This window comes from Bacteroidota bacterium, assembly GCA_021300195.1.
In the GTDB taxonomy this organism is placed as follows: domain Bacteria; phylum Bacteroidota; class Bacteroidia; order J057; family JAJTIE01; genus JAJTIE01.
The window spans coordinates 94,563-109,338 of record JAJTIE010000003.1; the positions used below are offsets into that span (position 1 = coordinate 94,563).

The 14,776-nt window shown below is 58.8% G+C and carries 12 protein-coding genes; 5 read left to right on the top strand and 7 right to left on the bottom strand.

The annotated features are described in order from the left end of the window. Positions 1–32 precede the first annotated feature (32 nt). From LW884_01180 to LW884_01190, 3 genes are read left to right on the top strand one after another with little or no spacing between them, the layout of a single operon-like run. Positions 33–2,219: an ATP-binding cassette domain-containing protein gene (locus LW884_01180; GenBank protein MCE3006948.1), complete on the top strand. Its 2,187-nt coding sequence runs from the start codon at positions 33–35 to the stop codon at positions 2,217–2,219. Further along, on the top strand, positions 2,203–3,549 hold the full coding sequence (locus LW884_01185) for an HlyD family secretion protein (GenBank protein MCE3006949.1): 1,347 nt from the start codon (positions 2,203–2,205) through the stop codon (positions 3,547–3,549). Before LW884_01180 ends, LW884_01185 begins: the two co-directional genes overlap by 17 nt. Continuing rightward, positions 3,530–4,966, top strand: a complete 1,437-nt coding sequence (locus tag LW884_01190) for a TolC family protein (GenBank protein ID MCE3006950.1) — start codon at positions 3,530–3,532, stop codon at positions 4,964–4,966. The genes LW884_01185 and LW884_01190 overlap by 20 nt, the downstream gene beginning before the upstream one ends. 84 nt (positions 4,967–5,050) lie before the next feature. Here the strand turns inward: LW884_01190 and LW884_01195 are convergent, their stop codons facing one another. Further along, positions 5,051–5,824, bottom strand: a complete 774-nt coding sequence (locus LW884_01195) for a hypothetical protein (GenBank protein ID MCE3006951.1) — start codon at positions 5,822–5,824, stop codon at positions 5,051–5,053. 102 nt (positions 5,825–5,926) lie between these two features. Between LW884_01195 and LW884_01200 the strand changes: the two genes are divergently transcribed. Continuing rightward, complete coding sequence (locus tag LW884_01200) at positions 5,927–7,174, top strand: endo-1,4-beta-xylanase (GenBank protein ID MCE3006952.1); 1,248 nt, start codon at positions 5,927–5,929, stop codon at positions 7,172–7,174. 24 nt (positions 7,175–7,198) lie between these two features. Here the strand turns inward: LW884_01200 and LW884_01205 are convergent, their stop codons facing one another. The 6 genes from LW884_01205 to LW884_01230 form a co-directional block, all read right to left on the bottom strand. Continuing rightward, the gene (locus LW884_01205; GenBank protein ID MCE3006953.1) at positions 7,199–8,698 is read right to left on the bottom strand and encodes an acetyl-CoA carboxylase biotin carboxylase subunit; all 1,500 of its coding nucleotides are present in this window, start codon (positions 8,696–8,698) and stop codon (positions 7,199–7,201) included. A gap of 72 nt (positions 8,699–8,770) precedes the next feature. Further along, positions 8,771–9,583 (bottom strand): C40 family peptidase, encoded by an 813-nt coding sequence (locus tag LW884_01210; GenBank protein ID MCE3006954.1) that lies wholly within the window; start codon positions 9,581–9,583, stop codon positions 8,771–8,773. After that, the gene (locus tag LW884_01215) at positions 9,583–10,416 is read right to left on the bottom strand and encodes a hypothetical protein (protein ID MCE3006955.1); all 834 of its coding nucleotides are present in this window, start codon (positions 10,414–10,416) and stop codon (positions 9,583–9,585) included. Before LW884_01215 ends, LW884_01210 begins: the two co-directional genes overlap by 1 nt. A gap of 46 nt (positions 10,417–10,462) precedes the next feature. After that, positions 10,463–11,914 (bottom strand): AAA family ATPase, encoded by a 1,452-nt coding sequence (locus LW884_01220; GenBank protein MCE3006956.1) that lies wholly within the window; start codon positions 11,912–11,914, stop codon positions 10,463–10,465. Positions 11,915–11,951: 37 nt separating this feature from the next. Beyond that, the gene (locus LW884_01225) at positions 11,952–12,551 is read right to left on the bottom strand and encodes a hypoxanthine phosphoribosyltransferase (protein MCE3006957.1); all 600 of its coding nucleotides are present in this window, start codon (positions 12,549–12,551) and stop codon (positions 11,952–11,954) included. Positions 12,552–12,574: 23 nt separating this feature from the next. After that, positions 12,575–13,360: a hypothetical protein gene (locus LW884_01230; protein MCE3006958.1), complete on the bottom strand. Its 786-nt coding sequence runs from the start codon at positions 13,358–13,360 to the stop codon at positions 12,575–12,577. Positions 13,361–13,705: 345 nt separating this feature from the next. Here LW884_01230 and LW884_01235 point away from each other — a divergent pair, with 345 nt between their 5' ends. Then, complete coding sequence (locus tag LW884_01235) at positions 13,706–14,569, top strand: hypothetical protein (GenBank protein MCE3006959.1); 864 nt, start codon at positions 13,706–13,708, stop codon at positions 14,567–14,569. Positions 14,570–14,776: the final 207 nt, after the last annotated feature.

Here is a 14,776-nt window from a genome sequence, read left to right on the forward strand (position 1 = left end):
TTAGCGGCAAGACTGCATCTAAGCACACGCACGTGAAAATTCCGCTATCGGTAAAAATAATCGATCATCTGTCTGATCGCCTGCAAAAGAAGTTCAACCCTGCGGAGGTTTCGGATCTTTACCGCTCATTTAGCGAGTACCCAGGCGAAGCTAGCCCACAGCAGCTCTTCAACGAGCTAAATGATGTTGGCTCGCATGTGCTGCTGGTTTTTCAGGAGCAGGGGGTGCGCGAGGCAGAGTTTCTGCAGATGCTGGATATGCGCGTACTACCCATCCTGGCTTTTCGCGGCCAGGATGCGCCCAAGCCCATTTTGGTATTTGCCACCAGCCCACAGCAGGTAGAGGTGCTGGCTGTGGGAGAGCCCGGGGCCAGCCCCGAATGGATGGACCCGAGAGAACTGGCCAGCGAACTGTACCGAGAGGAAGACCGGCTGTATGTTGTTACCCACGTGCAGGTAGACCCTACCTACAGCCAGCCCGACGGCCAGCATCTCTCGCCCGTAAAGCGCCTGTGGCGCCTGTTTTTTGCTGAGCGGAAGGATATCTTCTTCGTATACCTGTATGCCATTGCAGTGGGTCTGCTCAGCCTTACCACCCCCCTGGGGGTGCAGGCCATCATCGGCCTCATCAGTGGAGGCTTAATTCTGGAGCCGGTTGTGGTGCTCATCGGCTTTGTAATTGTGGGCACGCTGCTAAGTGGCGTGCTGCAGGTGCTACAGGTCAGCATCGTCGAGTCCATCAAGCAGCGGGTGTTTGCCAAGGCGGCTTTTGAGTTCGCCTTTCGCATGCCGCGCATCCGGACGGACAGCCTGAAGGACAAGTATGCACCCGAATTGATGAACCGCTTCTTCGAGGTGCTGACCATACAGAAGGGGTTCAGCAAGATCCTGACCGATGTACTGAGCAGCCTGCTACAGGTACTCTTTGGCCTACTGCTTCTGGCATTTTATCACCCCTTCTTTATTTTCTTCGGAGCGCTACTCATCCTGCTGCTCTACCTCATTTTTCGCTCTACTGGCCCGCGTGGGCTAGAAACCAGCCTACTGGAGAGCAAATACAAGTACAAAGTGGTGCAGTGGATAGAAGAGGTAGCGCGTACGGTAACGACCTTTAAGCTAGCAGGGCATACCAGCCTGAATATCCAAAAGGTAGATACCGAGGTAGCTCACTATCTGGATAAGCGCAAGGCACACTTCCGGGTGTTGATGGTACAATACGTCAGTGTAGTGGCCTTCAAGGTGCTGATTACGGGCGGGATTCTGATTTTGGGTAGCCTGCTCGTTATCAATAACCAGATTACGCTGGGGCAATTCGTTGCCAGCGAAATCGTAATCATCTCCGTGCTACTAGCCGTGGAAAAGATCATCCTGAGCCTGGACGTGATCTATGATGTGCTAACTGCGGTAGACAAGATCGGGCACGTAACAGATCTGCCACTCGAAGAGACGCACGGCCACATCATTCAGGAGCCAGCCTGCGGCACCGATACCCGTCAGATTCCCGGCTTCGCCATCCAGCTGAAGGACCTGCACTACCAGTACGAGGGCCATGTGGCACTGCAAGCTATCAACCTGGACATTGCCCAGGGCCAGATTATCGGCATTACGGGGCCTGCAGGCAGCGGTAAAACCACCCTGCTCAACGTAATCAGTGGCCTGCTGGACGACTACACGGGGATAGTGGCCTATAATGGCTTCAGCATGCGCGACATCAACCTGACGAGTCTGCGCGACAACATTGGCGATGCCCTGGGCACCCAAGACATCATCTACGGCACCATCGAGGAGAACATCAGCATGGGCAAAAACCGCCTGAGCTTTGACCAGATACAGTGGGCACTGGAACAAGTGGAACTTTCCGACTGGGTAAACCGCCAGCCCAAAGGCATACGCACCGTACTGCTCTCGGGCGGAAAGAACCTGGAGGCCACCACCATCCGCAAGCTGCTCCTGGCACGCAGCATCGTAGAGATGCCGCGCCTGATTGTGCTCGATGAGTTCTTCAATAACCTGGACCCCGACTATAGCCGGCGCATGATGCAGTTCCTTACGGCCCGGCAGCATGGCTGGACCCTGATTGCCGCCACGCGCAATCCCTATTTCCTCTCCTGCTGCGACGTGGTGGTTATGCTGGACCAGGGTGAAATCGCACTCGGTGGTAGCTATAAAGAGGTAAAGAAATCGGCTCGATTCAAAGCATTCTATGGAGAAGAAGCCTAGCTACTTTCACACCGAGGTGGAGCGCATGCATGTAGAAAAAAGATTCTACAGCTTTCGGCTCCTTACCATCAATCGTTCTACCCGGGTTATTGCATACGGTTTGATCGGGCTGTTTGCCCTCGTACTCATCGCCATGTTTCTGCCCTGGCAGCAGAACGTGCGCGGCCAGGGCTACGTAACCACCCTGCTACCCGGAGAGCGCCCCCAGCAAGTAAATACTGCCATCGGCGGCATCATCCAGCGCTGGCAGGTGCGCGAGGGCCAGTATGTACGGCGGGGAGATACCCTGATGGTGATCAATGAGATTAAGGAAAAGTTCTTTGACCCCAAGCTGCTAGACCGCACTGAGCAGCAGGTGCAGGCCCAGAATGAGGCGAACCTGAGCACCCAGGACAAGGCGCGTGCGCTGGACAACCAGATACAGGCCCTGCAGGATGCCATGACCTTTAAGCAAGCCCAGGCGCGAAACAAGGTGGTGCAGAGCCAGGCCAAGCTGCAGAGCGACAGCCTGAACTTCCTGGTAGCCCGCCAGCAGTTTGCGCGCTACGAAGAGCTGTATGCCCAGGGCCTGATCAGCCTGACGGATTATGAAAAACGACGTGTCAAGTTTCAGGAAACACAAAACTACTACGAGGTGGCGCAGCAGGAGCTGGAGAATGCCCGCATTGGCCTGCTGGGTGTACGCGCGGAGTACATGGACAAGATTAGCAAGGCCCTCAGCTCGCGCAGCGAGGCACTGGGCAAGCTGAGTGAGGGCCAGGGCAAACTGGCCAAGCTGGAAAACGAGCAGAGCAACCTGGAGATACGCGCCGGCTTCTACATCATCCGCGCACCCCAGGATGGACTGGTGGTAAAAACCCTGAAGGCCGGCACCGGCGAAACCATTAAGGAAGGCGATGCCATCTGCACCATCATGCCAGCAGACTACCACCAAGCGGTAGAGCTCTATGTATCGGCCACCGATGTGCCCCTGCTAACCCCCGGCCGCAAGGTACGCCTGGAGTTTGACGGCTGGCCCGCCCTGCAGTTTAGCGGCTGGCCGAGTGTGAGTGTGGGCACCTTTGGCGGCGAAATAGCCGTGGTAGACATGGTAAAGAGCACCAATGGCAAATACCGGGTACTGGTAAAGCCCGACCCACAAGAGGACCCCTGGCCGCGCCAGCTGCGGATAGGCAGCGGCGTGTATGGCTGGGCCATGCTGGATGAGGTGCGAATATGGTTCGAAATATGGCGCCAGCTGAACGGCTTCCCGCCTAGCCTGCAGATGCCTATGGAGTACGAGCAGAAGGACCAGAAAAACATGAACGGGGATGCCCAAAAAACTAAGTAGCCTGCTAGCTGCGTGGCTGTGCCCCTGGCTGATAGCCGCACAGCTGCCTACAGCGGCAGACAGCCTGCCCCCCCAGCTGCTGCTGGAGCAGGTGTATGAGCAGGTGCTGCTGCACCACCCCCTTATCCGCCAGGCCGAGCTGCTGGGCGATATTGCCGAGGCCGAAATCCGCCTGGCACGCGGCGGCTTTGACCCCGGCCTGGATGTCCACTGGAACCAAAAAATACTGAAGGGCACCCAGTACTATACCAACTGGAACAACTTTGTGAAGATCCCCACCTGGTGGGGCCCCGAGATAAAAGCCGGCTATGAGCGCTATGTGGGCATTAACGTAAACCCGGAGAACTTTACCCCAAAGGAGGGCCTCATTTATGCCGAGATCAACGTGCCCCTGGGCAGGGACTTGCTCTTTGACATGCGGCGGAACGTGCTACAGCAGGCCCGCCTATTGCCACAGATGAATGAGGCCGAGCGGCTAAAGACGGTAAACAAGCTGCTGCTACAGGTGGCCAAGGACTACTGGGACTGGTACTACACCTACCGTGCCCTGGCTGTGTATGAGCAGGGTTACCAGCTGGCAGCCCAGCGCTTTGCCTTTACCCAGCAGGCAGCGCGCATAGGCGAGGCGGCGGCCATAGACACCGTGGAGGCACGCCTGGAAATGCTGGACCGGGAGATCCTGCAGGCCGAGGCACAGATAAAGTACCGGAATGCCGCCCTGGCACTCAGTAATCATCTGTGGACAGACTCGGGCCTGCCCCTGGAGCTACAGCCGGGCATAACCCCCCTGCGCACCGACCTGCAGGCACGCATACCCGAAGGGCTGGATAGCCTGCAGCAGACTGCCCTGAGTGCCCACCCCGAGCTGCTGAAGCTGAATGTAAAGATGCAGCAGCTCGCCTTTGAGCGCCGGTTCCAGAGCCAGGCACGCCTGCCCCAGCTCAGCGTAGACCTGAAGCCCTACCTGATACCCGGTACCGACCCCTTTGCACAACCCGGCATTCGATATTGGGAGGACAACTTCAAGGTAGGTGTCAACTTCTATACCCCCCTCTTCCTGCGCAAGGAACGCGCCAAGCTGCAGCTAACAGACATAAAGCTACAGAGCACCCAGTGGGAAATAGATGCCACCCGGCGTGAGATACAGGTGAATGTGCAGAGCAGCTGGAACGACCTGAATAACTACGTGCGGCTGGTGGGCGTGCAGATCCGCGCAGTGTCTTATTCTGGCACGCTGCTGGATGCCTCTCAGGTAAAGTTTCGTGCAGGAGAAACCAGCCTCTTCCTGGTAAATAGCTACGAGCGAAAACTGCTGAAGGAACAAGTGGGCCTTGCTGAGCTGCAAGCAAAGTACGCCAAGAGCCTGGCCGCCTATTACTTCAGCTCTGGCACACCCCTGCGCCAGCTGCAATACTAGCCGGGGCAGGGCCGAAGAACAACAGCCGTATCTCGGCATCCTGTAGTAGCCTGCCCGTCGCCGTGTTACCCCTGTCCCGGTAGTCTAGTCGTAGATTGTTTTGACATAGCCTACCTGGATCAGCTTCTCCGCCTTGGTATAGAAGCTGAAACGGAACAGCCCGGCCTCGCGAAACAAGTAGGGGAAATGCACAAAATGATCCTCCGGATCTATATCCAGGTACAGGGTTTCCACCAGTTCGGTAAAGGCTTTGCCCTCCCGTTTCCATATATCCACCACCAGCTGGTTTGTGTAAAAGGGGCTGGGATTGGACACAAAAACAGTAACAGAGCTACCCCTGGGGCCTATGCCAAACACCTGGGCTACCTGGATGGCCTTGTCACCTTCCACCCGCTCGCAAAAGCCCACCTGCGCTTGTGCAAATGCCGGTGTAGCCTCTGCACCCGGCGTACCCCCGGTCTTTTGCAGGCTTAGCTGCACGGTCTGCCGCGCCAGCACGGTGCCCCCGTTGTTTACAATACGGGCTTCGTAGGCACCCGCCTCGCCAAAAAAATAGTCGATCACCACAAAACCTTGATCGGCCGGGTATTCCAGCGGAATCTTGTCTGAAAAGGTTGCGCCCTTCTTCTCGATCTCAAAGCGGAGGTTGGCCCCATCGGCCACCTTGCCCTGGCCCCGGAACAGGATGTAGAGGCTGCTGCCCTCTGTGCCAATCTGCCACTGGGTAGCCACGCCCTTGGGGCTACCGTCCTCGGTGTAGCTGCTGCAGAATACCAGCGTTTGCCCCACAGCCTGTGGCAGCAGGTACAGCCAGCCAGCCGTTATCAGGCCTATTGTATAAATCCTCCATGGGTGCATACGCGCAAAGATACAAGCTTGTATTCGCCGATTAGCGGGCAAAGGGCTACAGACCCGCCTTCCCGCTGCATTTCTTTATCTTGCAGCTCGAGCGCAAAATACATGCCAAATTTCCTGATCTCTGGGCCGATCTTCCTGTTTTTTATATGCCTGAATCTGGCAGCCTGCCTGCCAGGCCTGTGGGCCCAGCCTCTGGCTTCAGACTTTTGGGGCATGCATGTGCATGCGGGGGCACACTTCCCCACCCAGGCGCCCTTTGGCAGCCTGCGGCTGTGGGACAGCCAGGTGTGCTGGTACCAGCTGGAGCCTACCCAAGACACCTGGAACTGGGCTACCCTGGATGCGCGGGTGAGCCAGGCCGAGGCGCAGGGGATCTCCATCACCTACGTACTGGGGCAAACTCCCACCTGGGCCACTGCCAACCCCCAGGATACCATTAGCCCCTACTGCCACGGCTGCAACCACAACCCCCGTGTGCTGGCCGACTGGGAGGACTATGTGCGCCAACTGGTGCGCCGCTACCGGGGCCGCATACAGGCCTATGAGCTGTGGAATGAGCCCAACTACCGGCTGTTCTACAACCAGCCAGCAGACAGCTTTATTACCCTGGTGCGGGCTGCCGCGCCGATCATCCGAGCCGAAGACCCCGCAGCGCGCATCGTAAGCCCGGGCATTATAGCCAACGACTGGAAGTGGCAAAATACCGACGGCCCCACCTGGCTGCGGCAATACTTTGCCCGGGCGGAGGGCCGAAACTGCGATGCAGTGGGCATACACCTGTACACCCGCGAAGAACGGCCCCTGGAGCAGGAGCTGCTGCCGCTGATAGATACCGTACGGCACTGCCTGCAGGAGCTGGGGATGGGCAGCTACCCAATATGGGACACAGAAACAGGCTATGGAAATGCCGAGACGGCAAACCAGAGCAAGGTGCTGTATTATCGGGGCGACTCGGCCCAGGCCTGTGTGGCCCGGGCGCACCTGCTACGCTGGATGTGGGGTATACAGCGCTACTACTGGTATATGTGGGATAACCTGGGCTGGGTGGGCCTATACATGCTGCAGCCCGACTATGAGGCTCCTACGGCTGGCCAGCTGGCCTACCGCCGGCTGCGGCAGTGGCTGCTGGGGGCGCGGCTCATCCGCCACGAGCGGCAGGATGGGCGCTGGATGTGCGAGATAGAGAAAGACGGCCTGCGCAGCTACATCCTGTGGCACGAAAGCAAAGCCACCGAGTGGGCGGTGCCCGCGGCCTGGCGGGTGCACCAGCTGCACCACCTGGATGGTACCGCAGGCCCACTGCCTGCTGTACTCTCGGTAGGCCCTGTGCCGATACTACTTACCCCCTAGCGGGTTTTCCACCAGGCGTAGAGCCTAGGTGCGGCGGCTACGCCATGCGCTGTAGTGGTGATCCCCCTCCTCGGCCAGGGCGGGTACCGGCCAGGGGTTTCCGGCATCGTGCGCGGCCAGCAGGGCCGGGGCGGCACTGGCTGCCACGGCAGCCTCAGCAGCCGTGGGGGGCTCTGCCAGCAGCTCGGGCCGGTAGTACTGGCCCACAAAGCCGGTATCGAACTGGCCGCTGACAAAGGCCTCGTGCTGTAGCACAAAGCGGCAAAAATCCAGGGTGGTCTCCACCCCTACAATCTCGTATCGGCGGATGGCCTCGATCATTTTTGCAATGGCGGTGCCTCTATCCGCAGCGTGTACAATCAGCTTGCTCAGCATAGGGTCATAGTAGATGGGGATGTCCATCCCCTCGGCATAGCCATCGTCTACGCGTATGCCCGCCCCCTCGGGTGCCCGGTATACAGCCAGAGTGCCAATATCGGGCAGGAACTGATTGCGTGGGTCCTCGGCATACACCCGTACCTCAATGCTGTGGCCCTGTATATGCAGGTCTTCCTGCCCGAAGGGCAGCCGCTCGCCCCGGGCAATGCGTATCTGCCATTCCACCAGGTCCAGGCCTGTAATCATCTCCGTTACCGGGTGCTCTACCTGCAGGCGGGTGTTCATCTCCAGGAAATAGAATTTCCGGTCGGCATCTACCAGAAACTCTACCGTGCCGGCATTGGTATAGCTACAGGCCTTGCATACATTCACTGCGGCCTCGCCCATAGCCTTGCGCATCTCGGGAGTCAGGATGGCACTGGGTGCCTCTTCCACCACCTTCTGGTGGCGGCGCTGCACGCTACACTCTCGCTCAAAGAGGTACACCGTATTGCCCTGCTGGTCGGCCAGCACTTGTATCTCGATGTGGCGGGGGCCCAGGGCGTATTTTTCGATAAACACGGCACCGTCTCCAAAGGCGCTCTCGGCCTCGTGCACGGCCCCCTGCATCTGGGCCTCAAACTCGGCCTCGTTTTCTACAATGCGCATGCCCTTTCCGCCCCCGCCGGCACTGGCCTTTATAAGCACCGGGAAGCCAATTTCTCGGGCTATCTGCCGGGCAGCAGCCACATCGGTTATGGGCTCGGCCATGCCGGGCACCAGGGGCACCCCATAGGCCTGTACAGCCTGCTTGCTGGCTATTTTGCTGCCCATCAGCTGCATACTCTCTGCGCTAGGGCCTATAAAGGTGATGCCCGCCGCCTGGCAGGCAGTGCGAAAGGCTGCATTCTCGCTCAGGAAGCCGTAGCCGGGGTGCAGGGCATCGGCCCCTGTTTTTTTGCACAGGGCCAGGATGTCGTCCCCCCGCAGGTAGCTGTCTCGGCTGGGGGCTGGGCCTATGCAGTAGGCCTCGTCGGCATAGGCTACGTGCGGGCTGTGGGCATCGGCCTCGCTGTAGATGGCTACCGTTTGTATGCCCATGCGGCGGGCGGTCTTCATTACCCGCAGGGCTATCTCGCCGCGGTTGGCTACCAGTATCTTTTTCATGCACCACAAAGGTACGCAAAGCCCGATATGGGCGTGCACCCCCGCCCCTGCCAGGAATGCACGGACGGCGGCTCAGTGCCCGGGCACCGGGTGGTCTGTGCCCGGTTTGGGTGGGCGGGCCACCGTGGCTAGCCTATGTGTAAGGTGCTGGGTCTCGTAGGCAAAGATGCCCTCGGGTGTCAGTTGGTCTATGCGCACGCGCTGGCTGGCATGCAGGATTTCTCCGTTCTCCAGCACCATGCCCACATGGGTAATGCGCCCCTTGTCGTTGCAAAAGAAGGCCAGGTCTCCGGGCTGCCGCAGCTCATAGGCAATGGGGCTGCACACCTCCGCCTGCTGCCAGGCATCGCGCGGCAGCCACTGCCCGCACAGGCGGTATGCCATCTGCACCAGGCCAGAGCAGTCTATGCCTGCCTCGGTCTTGCCCCCCCACAGGTAGGGTGCATTTAGGTAGCATAGGCCTGCCTCTATGGCCGTGCCATAGGGAGATTCGGGCAGGTGGACCGCTGGCAACTGAAACTGCTGCTGCCCCAGCCGGAAGTGCTGAGGCAGGCCCGGCGGCAGGGCTGCGCCGCACTCCAGCAGCACCGGTGTGGCAGGCTGTGGGCTGTGGGCCAGGCTGCGCAGCACGGGTAGCGTGTGGGGCACCACCCGCCAGGTAGAGGCCAGCCAGGGGTCTGCGGCTTCCGGCTGGCCCAGCATGGGTGCAGGGGCCCAGCCCGTGTAGTCATCCCACAGGCTACGCAGCTGTAGCCAGTCGGGCACCTGGGCCAGCACCACCACAGGCTCGAATAGAAAGAGCTGAGACACCAGCTCACTTGCGTGGCGTGCCTCAGCCCGTAGGGGTACAATTCGCTCGGTGGCGATGCGTAGATCGTATGGCATTAGCGCAGCGGGATCTGCCCACTAAAGCGGCCGATGGTAACGGTGGCAGTCTTGCCAGTAGCGCAGCCCTCGCCGTAGTTTATGGTTACGTCCTGCGCATTTTGTGGCTGGGCCAGCAGCACCCCCTTGTAGATAAAGGGGCAGTCTACGTGAATCTCCAGCGGCTGCTGGATGGTGAGTGTATAGGGGTTGCCATTACGGCCGATGCCCGTGGCCGATCCGGTAATGCGGTACACATCATCGTAGATATTGAGTGCTGTAGTGGCGCCTGCCACCCACTCGCGCGTGCGGTTGCTGCTCCAGTAGATTACCCCACCGTTATTTTTCAGCGTTACCGTGTCATTCTCCACTACTGCGAAGGTGATGTTCCCGGCGGCATTGGCACCCTGGTTGGTTACCACCCGGCGAAGCTGGTGCCGGTTGTCATTCACGTAGTAGTTTTCGGTGGTGGTGGTAATTACGGTGTTTGCATCGCGGTAGTTTCCTGTCCAGCTGGCGCGGATGATGCCCCTGCGGGTGCGCAGGTCATTGCACAGGATGCCTGTGCTGCCAAAGTTGATGACCAGGGTACGGGGCGTGGCGGAAATGTCCAGGGTGGCGGAGGCCCCATTGGGCAGCTGCCAGATCAGTCCATCCTGGGTTTTGCCCGATCCGCCATTCACCTGGGCATCCACCAGGTTGCGCACATTGGCGGTCTCGCTCTCAGATAGTTCACTGTCTTGTGCAAAGGTGAGGTCTACCGTCTCGGGTTTATCGTCCTTATCCCGGTTGCAGGCAGTGATGAGCAAGCAGACAAGGGCCAGGAGCAGGTTTTTGGGGGTAAAATACTTCATGATTAGGCGTAAAAAAGTATGGTGTACGGACAGAGATAAGCAAAGTTTATGCCAATTGTGCCGAGATGCGAAAAGGTGATTGGTACAGATAGAGCGAGCGCGCTGCGCGGGTAAGGGCGGTATAGCTCCAGCGCAGCAGTTCGGTTTCCTGCCCTTCTCTAAAGAGCCAGGGCTCAAAGAGTACCATCACATGGTCCCACTGGCCACCCTGTGCCTTGTGGGTGGTGATGGCATAGCCGTACTTCAGCTGCAGGCACTGGATGTAGGGGTCGGTGCGCAGGTCTTTTTTTCGGGTGTTTTTGCCCTCGGCCCTCAGTTCTTGCATACGCGCCTGCCACACCTGGTTTGTCTGTGTTCGGGTTAGGGCGGGGCTGCTGCTGCCCAGTAGCGAGGTGGGCACCTTGCCCGTTATCTCGTGCTCTGTGCCCTCCAGGTCCTGAAAGCCCACTTGGCAGCTGCACCATTCCAGGCCATATTTTTCCTCGCGGCTTCTGTAGTCAATATGGCGCAGCACACCCAGGTCGCCATTGGCAATAAAGGGCAGCTCGTGGTACTGCTGCTGGTAGTAGTTCTTTACCACCAGCACGCTATCCCCCTGCACCAGGTAGTCCGGCTCGTGGAAGAGCTGTGCGCGTATGGCCTGGTTGATCTTTACGGCCATTCCATTGCTGTGGCACAGGATAACACAGGCCTCGGGCCTGTCGGGCTCATACAGCTCGCAGAAGCGCTCCACCAGCTGCTGTCCACTTTCCAGTACATGCACGTCTTCTGCGGTATGCAGGCTTAGGTCTGCCAGGGCACGTTCTCCATCCAGTGCCTCGCGCAGGCGCGTAGCGTTGTAGAGTATGCCAGAGTGTAGCGCCTGGCGTTTTACCTCGGTCAGGGTGGTGCGTCCGGCGGTCAGGCCCAGCTGCTCCGTCAGGTAGCGGGTGCTTAGCGCCGGGCTACGGTTGCTGCCCACGGGGGGTAGCTGGGCAGGGTCGCCCAAAAAGAGCATGCGCTTGCCTGCCGCGCCGTCGTAGGCATACTGTACCAGATCGGCCAGTAGTGGGCGGTTTTCCAGGCCATTCCCCTCGGGGGTGTCTCCGTCTCCCAGCATGCTGGCTTCGTCTACAATATAGACCGTTCGTGCCGGGTCGTCATTCTTGTTCAGCCGGAAGCGGATGCTGCCACTGGCATCGCTCTCTGCCCGATAGATGTATTTGTGTATGGTGCTGGCATTGCGCCCGGTGCGGGCTGCCAGCACCTTGGCGGCCCGGCCTGTGGGGGCCAGTAGCACACAGCGGATGCCCTGGTCGGCCAGCCAGTGCACCAGTGCCTGCATCATAGTGGTCTTGCCCGTTCCGGCAGCCCCCTGCAGCACCAGCAGGGGGCGCAATGCCCCGGTGCCTAGCCAGCGGCCAAGGGCGTGGAAGGCCCGCTGCTGGTGGCCGGTGGGCTCCAGCCCGAAGCAGGCTAGCAGCTCGGCCTCTATCTGTGCGGGGGGGATGGACAGCATGGATGCGTGATTGCGGCGGTGCGAAAAGCCCGATGTGCTACGTGCGCTGGTATACGCCATTCAGGTGGCGGCCTTGCTCGTCATAGTCCAGCCCGTAGCCTACCACAAAGGCCGACTCAATCTCAAAGCCCACGTACTCGGGCGGCTGTGCGTAGGCATGGCAGGTGGGCTTGTACAGCAGGCTGGCCACGCGTATAGGCCCGATACCCGCCAGCTGCTGGCGCAGGAAGTGGAGCGTGTGCCCGCGATCTACAATATCCTCCAGGATGAGTATCTGCGCACTGGGTGGGAAGGGGGGGCCTAGCTGAAAGTGTGGGCTACGCTGGGCCTGCTGCGCGCCTCCATAGGTGCTAATCTTTACCGGATGCAGCAGGTAGGGGAACTGCAAGTAGGGCATGAGCGCACCGGCAAACCGAAAAGCCCCGTTCAGTACGGGCACCAGTAGCACGGGTGCATCGGCAGTAGCCCCTGCGTAGTGCAGGTTCAGCATGCCTGCCAGCACCTGGATGCGGGCCTGCAGCTGTGTGTGCGAGAGGAGGAGCCGAAAGGTATGGCCATTTAGCCGATATAGTGCCGGAGACGCTGCCGGGCTGCCTGCCTCGGCAGGGTATGGGGGCGAAGGTTCGGATGGAGACATGGCCTGTGTGGTATACCGGTTGCCTAGTACAAGATGGGGTTCTCGGTGAGGTACATCAGCACATCCTGGGGCTGCTGGCCTATGTCGGGTATCTGGGTGCCCGGCTCTATGCGCATGGCCTCCCAGATGATGCGGTGGGAATAGGGGAACTCCAGCGAGTAGCGCAGGAATACGCTTTGCATCTTGCGCATCACCATATTGAACTGATTCACCGTAAAGTCTTCGAATGCTACCGGGTTTAACGGCAAATCTGGGCAGTACCAGTAGCAGCTGGTGTAGGTAAAGGCATCTGAGCCGGTAAAGCCCTTTACCACACACAGCTTGCGGCAGCTGCGGTTCAGGATGCTGTCTTGCGTAGCGGGTAGGCTCATGCCCACAAAGGGGAGCGAAAACTCGTTGCCATACTGCCAGTACAGGGTGTCTTCGTGGGCGTATTTCAGGAATACTTTGTTGTATCTGCCCGAGAACCACAGGTAGTCCAGCGATCTGGATTCGCCATAAAAGCAGATGTACATGTCTTCGGGGCTAAACTGAACTGTGCAGCTGTCTCCATGCATGCGGATCGGAACCGTGAGGTCCAGGGCCTCGTACTGTATCTGGTAGTGCACGGTGTGGCCTACGGCTTTGTGTACCGGCACAGCTGCCTGGCCTGCTACCGGCTCGGCAGGCTGGGCCCAGGCAGGCTGCACGCCTAGGCCTGATAATAGCCCCCACAGCACCAGCAAGGCCAGGCTGCCGCGCAGCAGCCCAGCTGGCTGGCCAGGGGCGCAGAAAGGAGGGTGGTTAATCCGTGTACACAAGGCATGCATGACCAGCGCGCATCTTCTCACAAGATCGGAATTTCCTGGACGCACTTCTACTTTTTTGCACAGCAATACCACCTGGGCAGACAAAATGACAGTTCGAACAGGCCGTACAACACCTGGCACGCATTATGCGTATTCCTTGTGTGGTGCGGTTTTGGGTTCCAGTTTTTTGGGCAGGGAACCGAGCAGGGCCAAGCACAGACTAGCAAGGCACGCGAACAGGCTCGGCCGCGTTTATTAAATAAATCAGGGAAGGCCACCGGCCAGAGAGCCCGATGAAATGACGGAAGGCAGGGCCTACACCACAGACTAAAGAGACGAAAGATGGAAAAGCCAACAGGAGTACCGATGGAAAGAAACACCTTTGATGCACTGGTGAAGCTGCTGGATGACACAGACCCCCGCGTGGCCCAGCATGTAGAAGCTGAGCTGATGAGCCTGGGCACAGCAGGCATAGCCCTGCTAGAGGAGGCGTGGGAAAGCACCCGGGACGAGCAGATCCAAAAACGGCTGGAAGAACTAATAGCCCGGATACAGACCGAACACAGTACGCGCGAGCTATACCAGTGGCGGCTGGATGGGGGTAGAGACCTGACAGAGGGCTGGCTGAAGCTCACACAAATACGCTACCCCACCCTGAATGAGCAGAAATACCAGAACGAGATAAAGAAGCTGGTCAGCAAAATATGGCTACAACTCAGCCCGGGCATGAACGACCTGGAGAAGCTATGCGTCATCAACCGGCAGCTGTACAATGTAGAGAAGTACATCGGCAACTTTAAGGAGCCAGAGAAGATTGAGAACGCCTTTCTGGGTCAGCTAATGGATACACGGAAGGGCAATAGCCTCTCCATGAGTGCCTTTTACTACATTGTATGCGCCGAGCTGGACATCCCCCTGCAGGTGGTAAACTTCCGGGGCTACTACGCACTGCGCTACATTAGCCGCACCAGCCATTTCTATATAGATGCGTACAACAAGGGTATGTTCTTCACCCCCCAACAGGTAGAGGACTTTCTGGCCAAGCTGAAGGCGGACACGAACGTGAACACCTATAAGCCGCTGAGCAACATCTACATCCTCATCCACCTGATCCAGAACCTCATCCAAAATCTGGACGAGCAGGAGCGCACCGAGGATGCCGAGGTGTACCGCCAGCTGCTAAAGGATATCGATATCCAGTGGGATAAAACGGATGGGCTAGACCTATAGCTAAGCAGTGCCGGGGTATCACACGGTGGATAGATTGTGCGGCTTGGTATGGTGGGGTACGGATGTGCTTACACCCTTTTGGGAACCCATGGAAAATCCGGGCAACGGCAAGCTTCGAAGGCGTCCATCCCGTGTAGTACACGGGCCACACGCAGTGGATCGTATAGTGGCACCATCCGCTCAGCGCAAATGCACCCGCCAGGGCCT